The organism is Chishuiella changwenlii, from assembly GCF_900142565.1.
Taxonomy (GTDB): domain Bacteria; phylum Bacteroidota; class Bacteroidia; order Flavobacteriales; family Weeksellaceae; genus Empedobacter; species Empedobacter changwenlii.
The window spans coordinates 277,398-295,624 of record NZ_FRBH01000004.1 but is presented as its reverse complement, the minus strand read 5'-3'; the positions used below and the strand labels follow the sequence as shown (position 1 = coordinate 295,624).

Below are 18,227 nucleotides of genomic sequence, written 5' to 3'. Positions count from 1 at the left end.
TCTCACTTCTATTATCTACATATCTATTCTACATTTTACGCTCTACATCAAATAATATAATGCAAAAAAAATCTGCCTTAATAAATTAAGACAGATTTTATATTTTTAGAATTCAATTAGATTATAAAATAGTGCATTTCACGATTTCTAAACCGTATTGAGTTGTATGTGGTTCTTCTGGAGTTCTCGTAATAAGATTCATTTTTTGTATTCCTAAATCTTTAATAATTTGAGAACCTATTCCGTGATCTTTTTCATCTGCTGGTAAAATACCAGATTTAGATTTACCTTCGGAATAGCTTTTGAAAATCTCCATTTTTTGTTCAATCAACTCAGAATTCTGAATGTTATTAATAAAGATTATAACACCTTTCTCTTCTTCATTTAATATATCCATGGTTTTTTCTAGTAATGGATTCTCTCCAATCTCTAAAGCACTAAATAAATCATAGTAACTATTAGTAGATTTTACACGAACGGGAACAATATCATCTTTTGTCCATTTTCCTTTCTTTAAAGCAAAGTGAATTTGATCATTCGTAGTTTGTTGATAAGCTACTAAATCATATTCTCCGTATTTAGTTTTTGCAGGAAATTCTTCGATTCTTCTTACTAGAGATTCGTTTTCTAATCTGTAAGCGATTAAATCTTCGATAGAAATAATTTTTATATCAAACTTACTAGCTATTTCTAATAATTCTGGTAGACGAGCCATTTCCCCATCTTCTTTTAAAATCTCTACAATACATCCTGCAGGATAATGTCCAGCCATTCTAGCTAAATCTACAGCCGCTTCTGTGTGTCCAGTTCTAACCAATACACCACCATCTTTTGCAATAAGAGGAAAAATATGTCCAGGTTTCCCTAAATCGTCAGGATTTGTATTCTCGTCAATTAGAGCTTTAATTGTTTTAGATCGATCAGATGCAGAAATTCCTGTTGTACAACCGTGACCTTGTAAATCTACAGAAACAGTAAAATTAGTTTCGTAAATAGCTGTATTATGTCCAACCATTAAGTCTAAACCTAATGCTTTACATCTTTGTTGTGTAAGTGGAGTACAAACTAATCCACGTCCGTGAGTAACCATGAAATTGATAACTTCTGGTGTTGCAAATTCTGCAATACAAAGAAAATCACCTTCATTTTCACGATCTTCATCGTCAACTACAATGATTACTTTTCCTTGCTTTAAATCTTCTAAAGCTTCTTCGATTGTATTTAATTGTGATGAATTATTTTTCATTTTTTAATTATATTATTGATAACGAGAATGCTCTTCGCTTTTATTTGTTTTTCTAAACTTACTAAAGTATTTTATAATAGGATCAAAATAAACACTACTGTTGAAAAGTTCAGAATCTTGATTTGCTTTAAAACAAAAAAGTATAGAGAATGGTAATGCTATAATATTTGCTGCCCAAGCTGCAATATTAGGATCTAAGTTTCCATTTTTAGCCATATTTTCCGCAGAAAAGTTTAAGATAAAATAGATAACAAAAATTATAATAGATATAATAACAGGCATTCCAATTCCTCCTTTTTTTACAATTGCTCCAAGAGATGCACCAATTAAAAAGAAAATGATACAAGTTACAGCATAAGAGAAATTTCGTTGATAATGAATATTTACTTTTGAATATAATTTTTCTTTATTGATGATATCTTCTTTAGAATAATTAAGATTATCCTGATCTCTAGTAACCATTTGCATGGCCTGATTTAATACTTTATCTTGATCTTCTACTTTTTGTTTTTTTAGATCAAAAACACCAGTTGTTTTAACTGTGTCAACCTTTTTGACATAAGTAGAATAATAATAGTTTTGATTAAAAAGATTAGTCTTTACATCATTGTAATATTTCTTGTAATCACCATTTAAAGAATCTATTAAATGTTTTAAACCAGCTCCATCTAAATATTTATAAGAATTTCCAGGATCTTCGTCTTTACCAGAATTTAATAAATCAGAAATATCGATGAAATAATTTAATGTATCAAATTTAGTATATTGGTTTTCTTGTTTCTTTCGTTGCTCAAAACTTTTATTTTTAATATTATCTGTATAGGCAACACCATTGTAAAGTTCCATTTTCAGAAAATTATTATTCTTTTTATCTGGAGCAAGATTACCTTTTTTAGCAATAATTGTCATTGTGTTTTCTCCAAATGAAGCATTTTGATGAACAAATACATCTTCTAACTTTTCCGAATTTTCTCCAGAAACTTTATTAATTTTCATTTGAAAACCAGGAACAGATTCCAAGAAAACACCTTCTTTCATACTTACAGTAGGTTTTGTTTGTAAGATATTAAAGTAGATTGTTCTCGCTTTTCGTTGAGAATAGGGCATTACTTTGTCTCCAAAGAAATATAATCCTATAGACATTAACATGATTAAGCCAAAAAGAGGTGCAAGTATTCGAGTTAATGAAATACCAGAGGCTTTCATGGCTGCAAGCTCATAACGTTCACCAAATCCTCCCATTGCCATAATAGAACCAAGAAGAATAGTTAATGGTAGAACAAGTTGAACAACGTTAATTCCTAGCCAAAATAGTAATTCAGCAATAATGTACCATTCTAAACCTTTACCAACAAATTTTTCCATTTGTTGCCAAGCGAATTGAACAATAAAAATGAAAAATAAAACGCTAAAAATGAAAAAAAACGGACCTAAAAAGGTCTTTATAATATAACTGTCAAGCTTTTTTAACATTGATTATAATTGAGTAATAATATAGCCTTGTGACTTATATTTCTTTTGGTCAAAGTTAAAGTAACTTTTGTGAATAAGTAAATTTTGAACATAATCTTTTACAACGATAGAAGTTGTTTCTCCATTTTTACCATATTCATTGTAATCATAAATCTGATTATTAGCAGTATTGACACCTAAAACACAATATTTCATAGTAGAAGTACTAGTAGGTGTTAATTTAATATATTGTATTGTTTTTCCTCCAACAGTTTTTTTATCAGAAAAAGCATAATTAAATCCACTTCTATATGTATTTAAAACTTTAGTAGGCGTTAAAAAATCTTCGCTATTAGACGCATCAGAAATAGTTACTTCTTTGTCATCTTTTGCAACTGTATATAATTTTGTTCCTGTAAATATTTGGTTAATATCACCAACATTTAAATTGAACTTTTGCTTCATCGAAAAAACTTCACCAGATTGTTTGGTTGATTTTCCATTTACAGTATGGTTAAAATCAAATTTGATGTAATACGTATCTAAATTCGTATATTTTGCATAAACTTGATCAAGTAATTGTTTTGCTGATTGAGCATTTGTAGTTCCAATTCCTATTAATAAGAATATGAAAGTATAGATTAACTTTTTCATGCAATTTTATATCTATTTTATTATTTTAAATTCTAATTCAAATTATTCAACAACTGTTCCAAACTAGCATCATCTTGGATGAGTACTTGTCTCGCTTTACTACCTTCGAATTGACCAACAATTCCTGCCGCTTCTAACTGATCTATTAATCGTCCAGCTCTGTTATAACCTAATTTTAATTTTCTTTGTAATAAAGATGCAGAACCTTGCTGATTCATAACAATTAAACGTGCAGCATCTTCAAAAAGAGCATCACGGTCAGATAAATCGACATCTAAAGAAGAGCCACTTTCTTCACCAACATATTCTGGTAAATGCATAGCATCTGCATAACCACGTTGGTCACCAATAAATTCTGTAATCTTATCAACCTCTGGTGTATCAACAAAAGCACATTGTAAACGAACTAATTCATTTCCTGTTGTATACAACATATCTCCTTTACCAATTAATTGATCCGCACCTGGAGAATCTAAAATTGTTCTTGAATCTATTTTTGATGTTACTCTAAATGCGACACGACCAGGGAAATTGGCTTTAATAGTTCCTGTTATTACATTTACAGATGGACGTTGTGTTGCAACAATTAAGTGTATACCAACTGCACGCGCTAATTGTGCTAAACGAGCAATAGGTAATTCAACCTCTTTACCAGCAGTCATAATTAAATCTGCAAACTCGTCCACAATAAGAACAATATAAGGTAAGAAACGATGTCCAGCTTCTGGATTTAATTTACGTTCTTTAAATTTAGCATTGTATTCTTTAATATTACGTACAAAAGCATTTTTCAATAACTCGTATCGATCATCCATTTCAATACAAAGAGAATTCAGTGTATTAATAACTTTTGTATTATCTGTAATAATAGCTTCTTCAGCATCTGGTAATTTTGCTAAGTAATGTCTTTCTATTTTAGAGTAAAGTGTTAGCTCCACTTTTTTAGGATCCACCATTACAAATTTTAATTCAGATGGATGTTTCTTATAAATTAACGAAGCAATAATAGCATTTAAACCAACAGATTTACCTTGTCCAGTTGCACCAGCCATTAATAAGTGAGGCATTTTAGCTAAATCAGCAACAAAGGTTTCGTTTGTAATTGTTTTACCAAATGCAATTGGTAACTCCATGTCTACATTCTGAAATTTTTGAGATGCAATAACAGAGTGCATAGAAACCATAGAAGGATTACTATTCGGAACTTCTATACCAATAGTCCCTTTTCCAGGAATTGGCGCAATAATACGAATTCCAAGAGCAGATAAGCTTAATGCAATATCATCTTCTAAGTTTTTAATCTTAGAAATTCTTACTCCAGCCTGTGGAACAATTTCATATAAAGTAACAGTAGGACCAATGGTAGCTGTAATTTGAGAGATTCCAATACCATAATTCCCTAAAGTTTCTATAATTCTATTTTTATTAGATTCTAATTCTTTTTGATCAATTAAAGTATTCCCATTATCATACTTTCTTAATAATGATATTGGAGGGAATTGATAATTAGGTAAATCTAAACGTTGATTATATTCTCCTTGCTCTTTTACTAATCTTGCAGAAGTAGCTTCAAACTCTTCTTCCTCGTCTATGTGTTGAACTTTTAACTCTAATGTACCAGACTCATTTTTTTCTTCTTGAGTATCATAATTAGGAGTAAAATCTACCTCATTATTTAATGTTTCGTCCTCAATAATTAGAGGTGTAATATTAAGAGGCGTTTCAGTAATTTGCTCTTCCTCTTGTGGTTGATGAACTGTAAATTCTTGTTGAAAAGCTTCGTTTGGAGTAATTTGTTGAGATTTAACAGCGTCTTTCTCGTATTCCTCGATTAGATTTAGTTCTTCGATTAAATCATTTTCTTGTTGTTTTTCAACTTCTTTATTAAATTTTTCAATCTTCTCTTGTTCTTCTAATTCTTTGCGTTGTCTTAATTTTTCTTGTTCTTCTTTTAAACGAAGCTCTTCTTTTTCGGCTTGTTTTAATGAATTTAATTTAGCTCGTTCCTCTAGTTTAGCTTGAACAGATTGATAAGTCATTTTAAAATGAATAACACAATAAATTAATAAGCTAACAACAAGCAATAAAATAACACCTAATTTACCAATAAAGCTATTTAAGAAATCATTAATCTCAAATCCCATTACACCAGAAAAAACATGATAATCAGGGAATAAACAACCAAAAAATACAGGAATCCAAATAATAAAGAATATACTTTGATATAATGTTGTAAAAGGTTTAATTTTTTTCCAATTTGTAGCTACTTTTAAGCCTAATAATATAAAAAAGATAGGAACAAAGAATGCAGTGATACCTATTCCTTTTGTCATAAAAACCTCTCCTAATAAAGCACCGAATTTTCCGAAAACATTATTGGCTACTTCATTTTTATCCATTAATTCAGAAATCTGACTTTGATCCATAAAACCATTAAAGAAATGAGAAATGAAAGAGATAAATAAAATCAATCCCATTACTAAAAATAAAATTCCAATAATTGTTTTTACAATAAGTTTTTTAGGAGTTTTTGGTTCTTCCTGTGTGTTTTTTATAGCCATTTTTTTGGTCGAGTATAATTAATGCAAAAATAATAAATCTTTGACAGACTAATCTAAGGAAAACAACTTAAATTTACTCCATTGATAAGAATTTTTATTAGAAAATTAAAACCATTATATTTGCCATTAGTATGGAAAATTTTGTTGTTTCAGCCAGAAAATATCGCCCACTTAATTTTGAAGATGTAGTAGGACAATCATCTATTACAAATACTTTAGAACAAGCAATTAAGTCCAATCAATTACCACAAGCTTTATTGTTTTGTGGACCAAGAGGTGTTGGGAAAACAACATGTGCTCGTATTTTAGCAAGAAAAATTAACGAAGAAAATGGAGTTGAAGGCGATCAAGATTTTGCTTTTAATATTTTTGAGTTAGATGCTGCTTCTAATAATTCTGTTGATGATATTAGAAATTTAATAGATCAAGTAAGAATAGTTCCTCAAATTGGTAAATACCGTGTTTATATTATAGATGAGGTACATATGTTATCAACAGCTGCTTTTAATGCATTTTTAAAAACATTAGAAGAACCACCAGCACATGCTATTTTTATTTTGGCTACTACAGAAAAACATAAAATTATACCTACGATTCTTTCTCGTTGTCAGATCTACGATTTTAAACGAATTGGAGTAGAAGATATAAAAGGCCATTTACAAAACGTTGCAGAAAAAGAAAGCATTACGTTTGAAGATGACGCACTACATTTAATTGCTCAAAAAGCAGATGGAGCATTACGAGATTCTTTATCTATTTTTGATAGAATGGCAACTTTTACGAATAAGAATTTAACTTATTCATCTGTTGCAGAGAATTTAAATGTTCTTGATTATGATTATTATTTTAAAATGACAGAAGCTTGTTTAGAGAATGATATTCCGCAAGCAATGATACAATTAAATGATATTCTGAATAAAGGTTTTGATGCACATTTATTTATTACAGGTTTTGGCGCTCATTTCCGTGACTTATTAATGGCGAAAACAGCTAATACTGTTGCGTTATTAGAAGTAGGAGAAAGAATTAAAGCCAAGTACTTAGAACATGCACAAAAATGTTCTGCTACTTTCTTATTTGGAGCAATAGAAATATGCAATGAAGCAGATTTAAATTATAAATCTTCTAAAAATCCACGTCTTACTGTAGAAATTGCATTGATGCAAATCGCATCGATCACAGCAGAAGAAAATGGGCTTAAAAAAAAAAGTATAGAATAGTTCCACCATCTTTTTATGGTAGTGTAGAGAAGCAAGTTATTGTACCTCAAGTTCAACAGAATAGAGAGCAAATTGCTGTTGTTGAACAAATTAATGCCACACAAAAAGTTTCTAAACCATCTTTTACAGAAGAAATAAAAGAATTTACAAGAGCTTCAAAACCAATAAAATCTAAAGGAAGTACTTCTTTCAGCTTAAAAATGGCTTTGCCTGGAGCAAAAGTTGAAGAACAAGCAGAAGAAATTTTAAGAGATGATTTACCTCGAGAAAAATTTAATCTCGATCAGGTAAATGAAGGTTGGAAGAGATTCTTGGATCGTTTAAAAGTTGAACATAATATACCATCTTATAATGCTTTAATGACAACAAAATTAGAAGTAGTAGAAGATGAGATTATTTTCGAATTTAGTTCACATTCATCTGAACAAGAGTTTGACGAATATAGAGATCGAATTAGAAATAGTTTAAGAGCTCATTTAAAAAATCATTACTTTACTATTCAAATTAAGTTTTCCGAAAGAGAAGCAGAGAACCATATTTTATCAAAAAAGGAAAAATTTGAAAAATTATTAGAGAAAAATCCAATTTTGTTAAAATTAAAAGAAGATTTTGGGTTAGATTTGTTTGAATAATGAAAGTTTATGACTAAACTTGCATATAAATTTACTATAAATAATGAAAAGAGTTCTTTTAGGGATTTTTGTTGTGGCATCATTAGTGTCTTGTAACAAAGGAAAATCTGTAGACAAATTAGAAAATGATGATCAAAAAGCATCATATGCATTTGGTACTGGGCTTGGAGAGCAAATCAAAGGTCTTGGAGGGCGATTAGTTGAAACTGATAGTATCAACTACGATCAATTAGAAAAAGGGATTAGAGATTATTTAAAAGCAGGAAAAGAAAGTAGAGAATCTTATGCAATAGGTCAACAAGTTGGTCAACAGATAGAAACTGTGATTAATCAACAACAATTAGATCAAATGGACAAAGATATTATTGTTCAAGGGATTATGGATGTTGTTCGTCACAAGAAATTGTTGATTACACAAGAGGCTGGTATGGGAATCTTAGATACTTATGCAAAAAATCACCAACAAAATTTGGTAAAGAAAAATGCTGATGAGTCTAAAAAATTAGTTGAAGAGAAGAAAAAAACTTCTGGAGCTAAAGCGACATCAACAGGATTAGTTTATGTTGTAGAAAAAGAAGGAACAGGAGCTAAACCAAATATTAACAGTGTTGTAAAAGTAAAATATACTGGTAAAATCTTAGCTACAGGTAAAGTATTTGATAGTACAGATAAAAACCCTGAAGCAAAAGGAGGTGTAGAATTTCCTTTAAACCAAGTTATTCCAGGATGGTCTGAAGGTTTACAATTAATGTCTAAAGGAGCAAAATATAAATTTTATATTCCTGCTAACTTAGGATACGGAGAAAATGGTGCACCAGGAGGACAAATTGGTCCAAACCAAGCATTAGAATTCGAAGTAGAATTAGTAGACTTTAAAGAAGGTCAACCAGCTCCACAAGGAGGTCAGCCAGGTCAACAAGGACAAGGTTTAACTGAAGAGCAAATGAAAGAATTACAAAAACAATTCGAAGCACAAGCTCAACAACAACAAGGTAAATAATCTTAGGATTTTAAATATTAAAAAAGCGATTCAGAAACTGAATCGCTTTTTTTGTTATTGAAGTTTTTTAAATTAATTATTCTATTTAATTAGATTGAATAACTGATTTGCCTCTACAGATCCCATCTTTTTTGCAACAAAATTTTTATCCTTATCAAATAAATAAAATGTTGGGATAGATGTTGGTTGGAAAATTGGTGCAAATTCGTAATTAGAATCATAAAGTAATTCTACATTTTTATTATTTAAGAATATAGGAGCATTTTCTTTTAAGAATGGTACTACATCTTTTGCTTCATATTCAGAAACTAAAATTATTTGTACATTTTTTAAATGTTCATCATAATTATTATTAAAATGATTTAAAGCTAATTTGCAATGAATACATGTTGGAGAAAATAAAACAATTAGTGTTTGTTTTCCTTTTTTAATGTCTTTAGAGTTGAAAATTCCTTCTGATTGCATTTTAATGAAAGAGAACTCTGGAATAGATTTTAATGCATTATCTGTATTTTGAGCAAAAGAGAAAAATGTAAAAAATACAAAAGCAAAGGTTGTTAATATTGTTTTCATTTATATAAATTATTTTGAGTGAAGTTAAGCTAAATCTTCGAAATAATAAAAGTAGCAGTTGATAAAACCATCAATATTAGTAAAAATACTTTTTGATGAAAAACAATACAGTTTCTAGTCATAAAAAAGCCGTTAAATTAATTTAACGGCTTTTTTATTTCTAATTGTATAAAAATGAATTTACTCGAAAAATGTAAAATGAACATTTCCATATTTTTTGTGTTGTACAAAATTAGGATGTTCATCAAAAGAAATAGAATCTGGATGTTCTAATACAAAATTTCCTCCTTCTTCTAACCACCCATTTTTAAAAATATCATCAAGAATTTTTTGATACTTTTCGACTTCTAGGTCATATGGAGGATCAGCGAAAATAATATCATACTTTTTAACAGGTGTTTTATCTAAATATTTTAAAACATCACTTTTAACTGTTAAAATTGTTTCGTCTAAATTTAATGCTTTTGCAGTTTCATCTAAAAACTTTACACATCCATAGAAGTTATCTACAGAAGTTACTTTTTTAGCTCCTCTAGAAGCAAATTCTAATGAAATACTTCCTATTCCAGAAAATAAATCTAGAACAGTTACTTCATCAAAATACCATTCGTTGTTTAAAATGTTAAATAATGCTTCTTTAGCAAAATCTGTAGTGGGGCGCACCGGTAAATTAGTTGGTGCTGTAATTCTTTTACCTTTTAATGTTCCTGAAATAATTCGCATTCGAATAATTTATATAATGTAAAATATTGTCCAAGAGATTTGTCTTCTTCGTTGAATGTAATGTTTCTGACATATTTTTTTAATGTGTCATAATAATCTGGTGAATGTAATAAATCACCAAAAGCAACTAAAGAAACAGTATTTGGACTAATATTTAATTGATTTAATGCATATAAAATATAAAACAAAAAGTCTTCTTTCGTTTTTGTTTCAAATAAATTGTAAAAAATAAATTCTCCTTTGCTTAAAATACAAATTTCTAATTTTTGATGCATTAAGTTGATATAAATTTCATCGTCTTTAGAATTAATTTTACCATAATCTATCAAGAATTTTCCTGAATGATATAACCTTGCATTTTGCAAATTTGGTAAAGACAATAAAACATCTTTCAATGGATAATGAATATTATAAACAATTGATGCTTCTTCATTTTGTAAAGGACAATCAATTGCTAATTGTATAGGATTATAATTAGAAATTGACAATAAGTCTTCTAATGGATGTTGTATTAAATGATTAGGTACCACATTTATAGAATTCGATAAAAAACAAATATGCACATGATCATAATTTTGTAATAACGTTAAATTAGAGCGCAATTCGTGTTCAATCTCAATTTCTGTTTTATTCTGATTTGTAAAATCAACCGAATAGTCATAAACATCCGAAAAAGAAGTTGTTTCTCCTTCAGTTATTTTTGTAATATAACTTAACGTGTTATGCGATAATAATATCGCTAACGAACGAACGGTTGTGTTTGACATATACTTTTTTTATCCTTGAATTTTTAACTCGCTGATTAAGACATAAATCAGTCCTAATGAAATCAAAAGTAATAAAATTTTGAAAGCAATCTTCATCTAGAAAATTTATTTTGGTAAAGATACTATATTTATTTTGTCCATTATAAATGCATTTCAATTCAAAGTACACTATTTTTATCGAAATTTGTAAATAAAAATAAACGTGAAAAAAATAGCCGTAATACCAGCTCGTTATGCTGCATCTCGTTTTCCAGGAAAATTAATGGAACAATTAGGAAATAAAACAGTTATAAGAACAACTTATGAAAATGTAGTTGCGACAGGATTGTTTGATGATGTTTTTGTTGTAACAGATTCAGAATTAATTTTTGATGAAATAGTTAAGTACAATGGAAAAGCAATTATGAGCATTAAAAATCACGAAACAGGAAGTGACCGTATTGCAGAAGCTGTAGAAAACATAGAATGCGATATAGTGCTTAACGTACAAGGAGATGAACCTTTTGTTAACCATAAAGCTTTAGCGGATATATTATCATCATTTGATGGAGAAGAAGGTGAAAAAGTAGATGTGGCAACTTTAAAAGAACATATTACGGCAGAAGAAGATATTCTAAACCCTAATTTTGTAAAAGTTGTTTCAAATTTTCAAGATTTTGCATTGTATTTCTCAAGATCACCAATTCCTTTTGCTAGAGATACTAAATTTTTTCCAAAATATTTTCGTCATATAGGGATATATGCTTTTAGAAAAAATGCATTATTAAATTTCTCAAAATTAGCAATGCGACAAAACGAAACTGCCGAAAAATTGGAGCAACTACGTTATTTAGAATATGGAATGAAAATAAAGGTTATCCAAACTGAATCTATCGGGGTAGGGATTGATACTCCTGAAGACTTAATTAAGGCAAATATTTATATGTCAACGAAATGTTAAATGCTATACTTTAAGTATTTATGCTTTATATTTGTGCTCGAAATCGATAATACTTTTGTAGCAATATAGAAATATTGTTTTTTTTAAATTTTTATTTTAAAAAACAATGTTTCGGTATGAATGTTGTTATGAGGGGTGTACTAAAAGTTAAAATTGTGATTATGAGTGATTCATGGAGAGAATATGAAGCAGAAGGATTAATTGAAAAAAGATCCTTTCTAGTGTCAAAAGAAGGTTTTGTAAAAAAACTTTATACAGGGCAAGACAAACATAAAATCTTAGAAGGAGCAATCAATAATGGGTATCGTGCAATTTGGGTAACAAAAGCTGACGGAAAACGTACAGCGAAATATGTACACAAAATGGTAGCAGAAACATTTTTGCCAAATACTGAAAAGAAAGAATATGTTGTGCACTTAGACCATAATAAATTAAACAATCATGTTGATAATTTACAATGGGCAACATTAGATGAATGGAAAGAACATAATAAAGATTTGTTCAGAATGATGAAAGGACGCTCTCGTTTAGATAGTATTCCAAATAGTAAATTAACAGAAGCGCAAGTTATTCGTTTAAAAAAGAAATTAATAGACCCAAATCGTAAAGCAAAAATTGCTACTTTGGCGAAACAGTTTAATATCTCACAAGGACAAGTTTACCGTATCTTAAGAGGTGAAAACTGGTCACATATCGAAGTTAAAAAAGATTAAAATAAATTAATCATATCATAACTTTGATGAAGTTTTTATATCTTGCTTTTTAATTTATAAAAACTAAAAGTTTTCATGTTTAATTTTAAACTATCAATGTTATTTGGTTTATTTTCTCTGATGAGTTTTGCTCAAGATGCAGAAAAAATTATTGAATCACATATAAATAAAACAGGAGGAGAAGCGAATTGGAATAGCCTAAATAGTATTATTCTAAAAGGAGAAGCTATAATTAATGTAGGAGATTCTTATCCCATGATTGTATATCATCAAAGACCTTACAATAAAAGAGTTGTTTTTGTTATGAATGGCAAAGAAATTCTAAACGAAGGTTATGATGGTAAAATGGGATGGACATATAGTGAGGTAACAAAGAAAAATGTTGTTATTCCTAATTATAAGCCAGATGCATTTGATGCTGATGTTTTAAAATATAAACAAAAAGGATTTAAAGTAAAATATTTAGGTCTTGATAAATATGATCAAAACAATAGTTGTTATAAAGTAGAATTAACAAAAAATACGAATTCGACAGTTTATTGTTTTGATAAAAATACTTATGAAATTGTAATGGAAAAGAATAATGAGGAAACTCTTTATTATTCTAATTTCAAAAATTATAATGGATTGTCCTTTGCTACTAAAATAGTAGGAAAACCCAAAGAAGGAGGCGAATATATCATTCAGTTTAATGATATAAAAATAAATCCTGCAATAGACAAAAAGAAATTTAAATTCTAAAATAAAAAAGTGATTCTTATTTAAGAATCACTTTTTTATTCATAATAATATTAAGTACTTAGATAAAAATAAGTTTTTTACTTTTGTACTTTGAATGAAGAAATTAAAATATGGCATTAGACTCTATTTTTGATCAAAATAAAAAATACGAAAAAACCTTTTTCCTTCGATTAATGGAAGAGGCAAGAAAAGAATATCCAGATTCAATTTCATTCATTGACGACATGATTTCAACTCTTCAAGAAAACAAAACTTATCGCTCTATTTTTTGTGAACATTTATACAGAGTATTTGGTGAGATTAACATCGTTGGTTATTTAGTTGATAGTGGAATTCATCTTGAAGATAGCTTTTTATCGCTATTTAGAAAAAAAATTATAGATTTTGTTTTACCCGATATTGAAGATAATAACGAATTAACTTCTGTTGTTAATGAGCTTTTTTACAATAATAAAAATCTAGAGAGAATAAGAATTATTCCTATTGATCGCTGGAAGAAATTTTACGAAGTTTTATATCAAGATGCTGCAGAAGAAAATCTAAAAAAATCTGTTAATAACATACAAGGTCAGTTATTACAATCCATCTCTATTTTAACTGTAAGAATTACGGGAGGTTTTTCTGATAAAGAAATGATTCGTTATAGTACTGAGGTTAATTATTTAGATAATCCCTTTTCTAAACTCTCTTTACAAGTAAGTAATATAGTAGAAAATCCTACCGCTGGTTTTGATATGCTCGAATTAAAAGAAAGTATATCTATTTGCAGAAGCTTATTAAATGATATTTTAACTCAGAAAGATTATAAAGGAATTTCATTAAAAGTTGCAGCGAAAATAAACCGTCTACAACAACAATTAGTACGTTTACAAAGTATTTTAATCAGCTATAATGAGTTAAAAACAAATGGAATAATTTCATTTTACAGTTTAACAACAAAAAAATGGATTGAATTCTATGCGCCTAAAAACTTTATGAGTGATCAATTAAGTTCAACACTTTATTTGATTACCTTTTTAGTAACTTATCATAATGGAAAAACAGGAGAGAAGTATATAACACAAACAGCCAAAGAATATAATAAAATGTTCTGGACAGCTTGTGGTGGAGGTTTTATTGTTGCATTTTTATGTTTTATAAAAACAGGAATAGGAAATATACATGATACTTCTCCTTTATTTAAAGCTTTTTTCTTCAGTTTAAATTATGCTTTTGGATTCTGTACAATTTATCTAACACACATGACGCTTGCAACAAAGCAACCATCTATGACAGCTGCTAGGTTGGCACAATCTCTTGTTCCTACATCAGGATCAGAATTGCGTGTAAAAGATTTTACAACTCTTTTTGCTCAATTAACGCGTAGCCAAATGATTGCTTTTTTAGGAAATGTTGTAGCAGGTTTCTTAGTTTCACTGGGATTATTTTATTTATTAAATAATGTATTTGGTATTGAGGTTTTAAAATATTCTAAAGCCTACCATTATTGGGAAGAGGTTGTTGTTATGGATTGGCATATATTTTATTTTGGGGGAATAGCAGGTGTATTTTTGTTCCTTTCGGGATTGATATCTGGAATAACAATTAATAGCCAACGTTTTAATAATATACCAGAAAGAATTTATCATCATCCAATTCTTAAAAAATCTTTTTCAGAAAAGAGAAGAAGAAAAATTTCTAATTGGTTCGAGAAAAACATGGGAGGAGTTGTAGGAAATATTGCTTTTGGTTTTATGATGGGTTCTGCATTTTTGGTTGGAGACTTTGTTGGACAACCATTTGATATTCGACATATTACATTTGTATCTGGAAATTTTGGAATAGGAATAGGAGGAATGGGATATCATTTTGATATCGGACCAATGATTATTGGTTTTATTGCAATATTTTTAGTTGGATGGTGTAACTTTTTTGTAAGTTTTTCGTTATCATTGTTTATGGCGATGCGTTCTAACAATATACCGTTATACAAAGTATTTAATATGATTTTTCATACAATAAAAGCATTTTTTCGTAATCCTTTACCATTTTTTGTTCCACCAATTTGGACTAAAAAAAATGAACAAATTTAATTCTGTTTATGGATAGTAATCTAGAAAAACAATTAAGATACGATAAAGCGTATCTAAGAATGGCTTTTGAATGGGCGAATCTTTCCTATTGTGAAAGGAAAAAAGTTGGTGCAATTATTGTGAAAAATAGGATGATTATTTCTGATGGTTACAACGGAACACCAAGTGGTTTCGAGAATAATTGTGAAGATGAGGAAGGAAATACAAAATGGCATGTTTTACACGCAGAAGCAAATGCAATTTTAAAATGTGCTAAATCAACACAATCGGCAGAGGGAGCAACGTTGTATATTACACTTTCGCCATGTAAAGATTGTAGTAAATTAATTTTACAAGCAGGAATAAAGAGAATTGTTTACATTCAACAATACAAAGATATTTCTGGACTAGCTATTTTAGAAAAGTCAGGGATAGAAATTCAACAAATTTCAGAAGAAGAACTATATAATTAAATGAAAATATTTTTTAAAATTATTAATATCATTTTACTGGTTGTAATTATATTTTTAGTAGGCTTTTTAGTCGGTAAAAAATACGATTTTGCACTTGACTCTAATAAAGATATAATCAGTTTACAATATTCAGATAACGAACATAAAATTCGTCGTCTTGTATCATTAATTGATAATGAATATGTAAGTGATGTTAATTCTGATAGCTTAGTTGATGACGCTATCAATTATATGGTAGGAAAACTAGATCCACACAGTACTTACATTAATAAAGCTTCTGTAGAAAAAGCAGAAGAGCAATTAAAAGGAGAGTTTGTTGGGATAGGCGTTCAATTTCGTGTTGTAAACGACACTGTTATTGTAGAAAGAACAATTCCAGGAACACCTAATTATGATCAATTACAGTTTGGAGATCAATTGATTTCTGCTAATAATCAATCATTAGTTGGTGTAGATAATGCTACTATAGGAAAAATATTAAAAGGTAAAAGAGGAACAGACGTTTCAATCTCAATACTTCGAGATAAAAATCCAATGACAATTAACTTAAAACGTACAATAGTTCCAATTGCTGCAGTTACAGGAAAACACATGTTAACAAAAGACTTAGGTTATATTAAACTAACTCGTTTTTCTGAAAATTCTGCTAAAGAAGTTAATGAAGCACTGGATTATTTACTGAGTAAAGGAATGAAAAAATTGGTTTTTGATTTAAGAGGAAATCCAGGCGGACTAATGCATATTGCTGAAGAAATAGCCGATGAATTCTTAACAAAAGACGAATTAATAGTTTACACACAAGATAAACAAAAACGAAAAAAATACATCTACGGAACAAATAAAGGACTTTTTGAAAAAGGTAAAATTTATGTTCTAATGGATGAAAATTCTGCTTCTTCTAGTGAAATTGTGGCTGGAGCATTACAGGACTATGGAAGAGGAATTATAGTTGGTCGTAGATCATTTGGAAAAGGTTTAGTTCAGAGAGAGATTAATTTAGGAGATGGAACAAAAGTTAGACTAACTGTAGCTAATTATTTTACTCCTTCAGGTAGATCAATCCAAAAACCATTTGATAAGAAAACAGCTAAGTATAGTGATGATCTATATAAAAGATTAAAATCGGGAGAATTATATAGTAAAGACTCTATTAAAATTAATAAAAAATTAGAATTTACTGCGCCATCAGGTAAAAAAGTATATGGAGGTGGAGGTATTATACCAGATGAGTTTGTTGCTTTAGATACAAAATCGGTTGCAAACTGGTTATATTACAATCAAGATTCTAATTATTTTAATGATTTCTTATTTAAAAAAATATATTCAATTCACGACTTTTTCATGTTTCATAATGAAAAAGCTTATCTAAAATATTTTAGTGCTGGTATGTATCGTAACGAGTTTTTAGGAGTTTTAGGAATTCCTACAAATGAATTTGATTCAGTTTATTCAACAACTGTTGATAACTACATGAAAGCTGTTATAGCAGAAGATTTATATGGATCTCGTGCTTTTTACGAAGTTTGGTTACCAGAAGATGAAATGATAAAACGTATTTTTGAATTAGAAAAAAATGTAAAATAAATGCAGTGGAAAGATGCGTTGTACGACTACCAAATGTATCTCAAATTAGAGAAGCGTGTTTCTGCTAATACAATAGAAGGATATCTGCTTGACATACAGAAATTAATTAATTATTCTGACAAGCAACCGTTAGATTATACACAAGATGATTTAAGAGATTTTATACACACTTTTGCATCTAGTGATTACAGTATACGTTCTCAGGCGAGAGTAATATCGGGTTTAAAAAGCTTTTTTGGGTATTTACAATTAGAAGATTTCCGAGAAGATAATCCCACTTCTTTACTTGAGACTCCAAAAATTGGAATGAAACTTCCTGATGTTTTATCAGAAAAAGAAATCGATAAAATGATCGAGGTAATTGATTTGTCTAAACAAGAAGGGCAGCGTAACCGTGCAATTATTGAAGTGCTTTATGGTTGTGGTTTACGAGTTTCAGAATTAATTAATCTTAAAATTTCCGATTTATTTTTTGATGATGGTTTTATTCGTGTCATAGGAAAAGGTAACAAACAAAGATTAGTTCCTATAAGCGAGTATACAATAAAATATATTAATTTATATAAAGAAACTATACGTGTTCATGTTCCTATAAAAGAAGATTTTGAAGACTTTTTATTTCTTAATAGAAGAGGTAAAAGTCTTACACGTGTTATGATTTTTACTATTGTAAAAGAATTATCGATTATAGCAGGAATCAAAAAAACAATTAGCCCACATACATTCCGCCATTCCTTTGCAACACATCTCTTAAAAAATGGAGCAGATTTGCGAGCAATACAATTAATGTTGGGACATGAAAGTATTACGACAACAGAAATATACACGCATGTAGATCAGGAATTTATTCGTGATGCAATTATTAAATTTCATCCAAGAAATAAATAGTTATTTATA

The 18,227-nt window shown here is 28.9% G+C and carries 17 protein-coding genes; 10 read left to right on the top strand and 7 right to left on the bottom strand.

Annotated elements, in window-relative coordinates:
- Positions 1 to 121 precede the first annotated feature (121 nt).
- The 4 genes from ribB to BUA86_RS06220 are packed head-to-tail and all read right to left on the bottom strand — an operon-like array spanning position 122 to position 5,913.
- Positions 122 to 1,246 carry a 3,4-dihydroxy-2-butanone-4-phosphate synthase gene (ribB, locus tag BUA86_RS06235; RefSeq protein WP_072930831.1) on the bottom strand — a complete coding sequence of 375 codons (1,125 nt, stop codon included), beginning with the start codon at positions 1,244 to 1,246 and terminating at the stop codon, positions 122 to 124.
- Positions 1,247 to 1,258: 12 nt separating this feature from the next.
- Positions 1,259 to 2,719 (bottom strand): LptF/LptG family permease, encoded by a 1,461-nt coding sequence (locus tag BUA86_RS06230; protein WP_072930830.1) that lies wholly within the window; start codon positions 2,717 to 2,719, stop codon positions 1,259 to 1,261.
- A gap of 3 nt (positions 2,720 to 2,722) precedes the next feature.
- Positions 2,723 to 3,352 (bottom strand): outer membrane lipoprotein periplasmic chaperone LolA1, encoded by a 630-nt coding sequence (gene lolA1, locus BUA86_RS06225; protein WP_072930828.1) that lies wholly within the window; start codon positions 3,350 to 3,352, stop codon positions 2,723 to 2,725.
- Positions 3,353 to 3,384: 32 nt separating this feature from the next.
- Entirely contained in the window at positions 3,385 to 5,913 is a 2,529-nt protein-coding gene (locus tag BUA86_RS06220; protein WP_072930826.1) for an FtsK/SpoIIIE family DNA translocase, read from the bottom strand.
- A gap of 131 nt (positions 5,914 to 6,044) precedes the next feature.
- Here BUA86_RS06220 and dnaX point away from each other — a divergent pair, with 131 nt between their 5' ends.
- From dnaX to BUA86_RS06205, 3 genes are all read left to right on the top strand, one after another.
- The gene (gene dnaX / locus BUA86_RS06215) at positions 6,045 to 7,133 is read left to right on the top strand and encodes a DNA polymerase III subunit gamma/tau (RefSeq protein ID WP_072930825.1); all 1,089 of its coding nucleotides are present in this window, start codon (positions 6,045 to 6,047) and stop codon (positions 7,131 to 7,133) included.
- A gap of 200 nt (positions 7,134 to 7,333) precedes the next feature.
- Positions 7,334 to 7,765 carry a hypothetical protein gene (locus BUA86_RS06210; RefSeq protein ID WP_072930823.1) on the top strand — a complete coding sequence of 144 codons (432 nt, stop codon included), beginning with the start codon at positions 7,334 to 7,336 and terminating at the stop codon, positions 7,763 to 7,765.
- A gap of 43 nt (positions 7,766 to 7,808) precedes the next feature.
- Positions 7,809 to 8,765 (top strand): FKBP-type peptidyl-prolyl cis-trans isomerase, encoded by a 957-nt coding sequence (locus BUA86_RS06205; RefSeq protein ID WP_072930821.1) that lies wholly within the window; start codon positions 7,809 to 7,811, stop codon positions 8,763 to 8,765.
- A gap of 81 nt (positions 8,766 to 8,846) precedes the next feature.
- On the opposite strand, the gene BUA86_RS06200 is transcribed toward BUA86_RS06205, so the two are convergent.
- The 3 genes from BUA86_RS06200 to BUA86_RS06190 form a co-directional block, all read right to left on the bottom strand.
- Positions 8,847 to 9,338: a TlpA family protein disulfide reductase gene (locus tag BUA86_RS06200; protein WP_072930820.1), complete on the bottom strand. Its 492-nt coding sequence runs from the start codon at positions 9,336 to 9,338 to the stop codon at positions 8,847 to 8,849.
- Positions 9,339 to 9,518: 180 nt separating this feature from the next.
- Positions 9,519 to 10,061 carry an RsmD family RNA methyltransferase gene (locus BUA86_RS06195; RefSeq protein WP_072930819.1) on the bottom strand — a complete coding sequence of 181 codons (543 nt, stop codon included), beginning with the start codon at positions 10,059 to 10,061 and terminating at the stop codon, positions 9,519 to 9,521.
- On the bottom strand, positions 10,037 to 10,828 hold the full coding sequence (locus BUA86_RS06190; protein ID WP_072930818.1) for a DUF3822 family protein: 792 nt from the start codon (positions 10,826 to 10,828) through the stop codon (positions 10,037 to 10,039). The genes BUA86_RS06195 and BUA86_RS06190 overlap by 25 nt, the downstream gene beginning before the upstream one ends.
- 202 nt (positions 10,829 to 11,030) lie before the next feature.
- Between BUA86_RS06190 and kdsB the strand changes: the two genes are divergently transcribed.
- The 7 genes from kdsB (at position 11,031) to xerD (ending at position 18,218) form a co-directional block, all read left to right on the top strand.
- Positions 11,031 to 11,768, top strand: coding sequence for a 3-deoxy-manno-octulosonate cytidylyltransferase (gene kdsB, locus BUA86_RS06185; protein WP_072930817.1), 738 nt, complete (start codon positions 11,031 to 11,033; stop codon positions 11,766 to 11,768).
- A gap of 161 nt (positions 11,769 to 11,929) precedes the next feature.
- Positions 11,930 to 12,481: an HNH endonuclease gene (locus tag BUA86_RS06180; protein WP_072930886.1), complete on the top strand. Its 552-nt coding sequence runs from the start codon at positions 11,930 to 11,932 to the stop codon at positions 12,479 to 12,481.
- A 75-nt stretch (positions 12,482 to 12,556) separates the two neighbouring features.
- A complete protein-coding gene (locus tag BUA86_RS06175; RefSeq protein ID WP_072930816.1) occupies positions 12,557 to 13,222 on the top strand; it encodes a LolA family protein in 666 nt (221 codons plus the stop codon).
- 110 nt (positions 13,223 to 13,332) lie between these two features.
- Positions 13,333 to 15,294 carry a site-specific recombinase Gcr gene (locus BUA86_RS06170; RefSeq protein ID WP_072930815.1) on the top strand — a complete coding sequence of 654 codons (1,962 nt, stop codon included), beginning with the start codon at positions 13,333 to 13,335 and terminating at the stop codon, positions 15,292 to 15,294.
- An 8-nt stretch (positions 15,295 to 15,302) separates the two neighbouring features.
- The gene (locus tag BUA86_RS06165) at positions 15,303 to 15,746 is read left to right on the top strand and encodes a deoxycytidylate deaminase (RefSeq protein WP_072930814.1); all 444 of its coding nucleotides are present in this window, start codon (positions 15,303 to 15,305) and stop codon (positions 15,744 to 15,746) included.
- On the top strand, positions 15,747 to 17,330 hold the full coding sequence (locus BUA86_RS06160) for a S41 family peptidase (RefSeq protein WP_072930813.1): 1,584 nt from the start codon (positions 15,747 to 15,749) through the stop codon (positions 17,328 to 17,330). It begins immediately after the preceding gene.
- Entirely contained in the window at positions 17,331 to 18,218 is an 888-nt protein-coding gene (gene xerD, locus BUA86_RS06155) for a site-specific tyrosine recombinase XerD (RefSeq protein ID WP_072930812.1), read from the top strand.
- Positions 18,219 to 18,227 lie beyond the last annotated feature (9 nt).

Excerpts from the sequence above, each read along its gene's own strand:
- BUA86_RS06230 (WP_072930830.1), bottom strand. The coding sequence starts at position 2,719 with ATGTTAAAAAAGCTTGACAGTTATATTATAAAGACCTTTTTAGGTCCG.
- xerD (WP_072930812.1), top strand. The coding sequence starts at position 17,331 with ATGCAGTGGAAAGATGCGTTGTACGACTACCAAATGTATCTCAAATTA.
- BUA86_RS06195 (WP_072930819.1), bottom strand. The coding sequence starts at position 10,061 with ATGCGAATTATTTCAGGAACATTAAAAGGTAAAAGAATTACAGCACCA.
- BUA86_RS06190 (WP_072930818.1), bottom strand. The coding sequence starts at position 10,828 with ATGTCAAACACAACCGTTCGTTCGTTAGCGATATTATTATCGCATAAC.
- BUA86_RS06220 (WP_072930826.1), bottom strand. The coding sequence starts at position 5,913 with ATGGCTATAAAAAACACACAGGAAGAACCAAAAACTCCTAAAAAACTT.
- BUA86_RS06175 (WP_072930816.1), top strand. The coding sequence starts at position 12,557 with ATGTTTAATTTTAAACTATCAATGTTATTTGGTTTATTTTCTCTGATG.
- lolA1 (WP_072930828.1), bottom strand. The coding sequence starts at position 3,352 with ATGAAAAAGTTAATCTATACTTTCATATTCTTATTAATAGGAATTGGA.
- BUA86_RS06170 (WP_072930815.1), top strand. The coding sequence starts at position 13,333 with ATGGCATTAGACTCTATTTTTGATCAAAATAAAAAATACGAAAAAACC.
- BUA86_RS06205 (WP_072930821.1), top strand. The coding sequence starts at position 7,809 with ATGAAAAGAGTTCTTTTAGGGATTTTTGTTGTGGCATCATTAGTGTCT.
- BUA86_RS06165 (WP_072930814.1), top strand. The coding sequence starts at position 15,303 with ATGGATAGTAATCTAGAAAAACAATTAAGATACGATAAAGCGTATCTA.
- BUA86_RS06180 (WP_072930886.1), top strand. The coding sequence starts at position 11,930 with ATGAGTGATTCATGGAGAGAATATGAAGCAGAAGGATTAATTGAAAAA.
- dnaX (WP_072930825.1), top strand. The coding sequence starts at position 6,045 with ATGGAAAATTTTGTTGTTTCAGCCAGAAAATATCGCCCACTTAATTTT.
- BUA86_RS06160 (WP_072930813.1), top strand. The coding sequence starts at position 15,747 with ATGAAAATATTTTTTAAAATTATTAATATCATTTTACTGGTTGTAATT.
- ribB (WP_072930831.1), bottom strand. The coding sequence starts at position 1,246 with ATGAAAAATAATTCATCACAATTAAATACAATCGAAGAAGCTTTAGAA.
- BUA86_RS06210 (WP_072930823.1), top strand. The coding sequence starts at position 7,334 with ATGGCTTTGCCTGGAGCAAAAGTTGAAGAACAAGCAGAAGAAATTTTA.
- BUA86_RS06200 (WP_072930820.1), bottom strand. The coding sequence starts at position 9,338 with ATGAAAACAATATTAACAACCTTTGCTTTTGTATTTTTTACATTTTTC.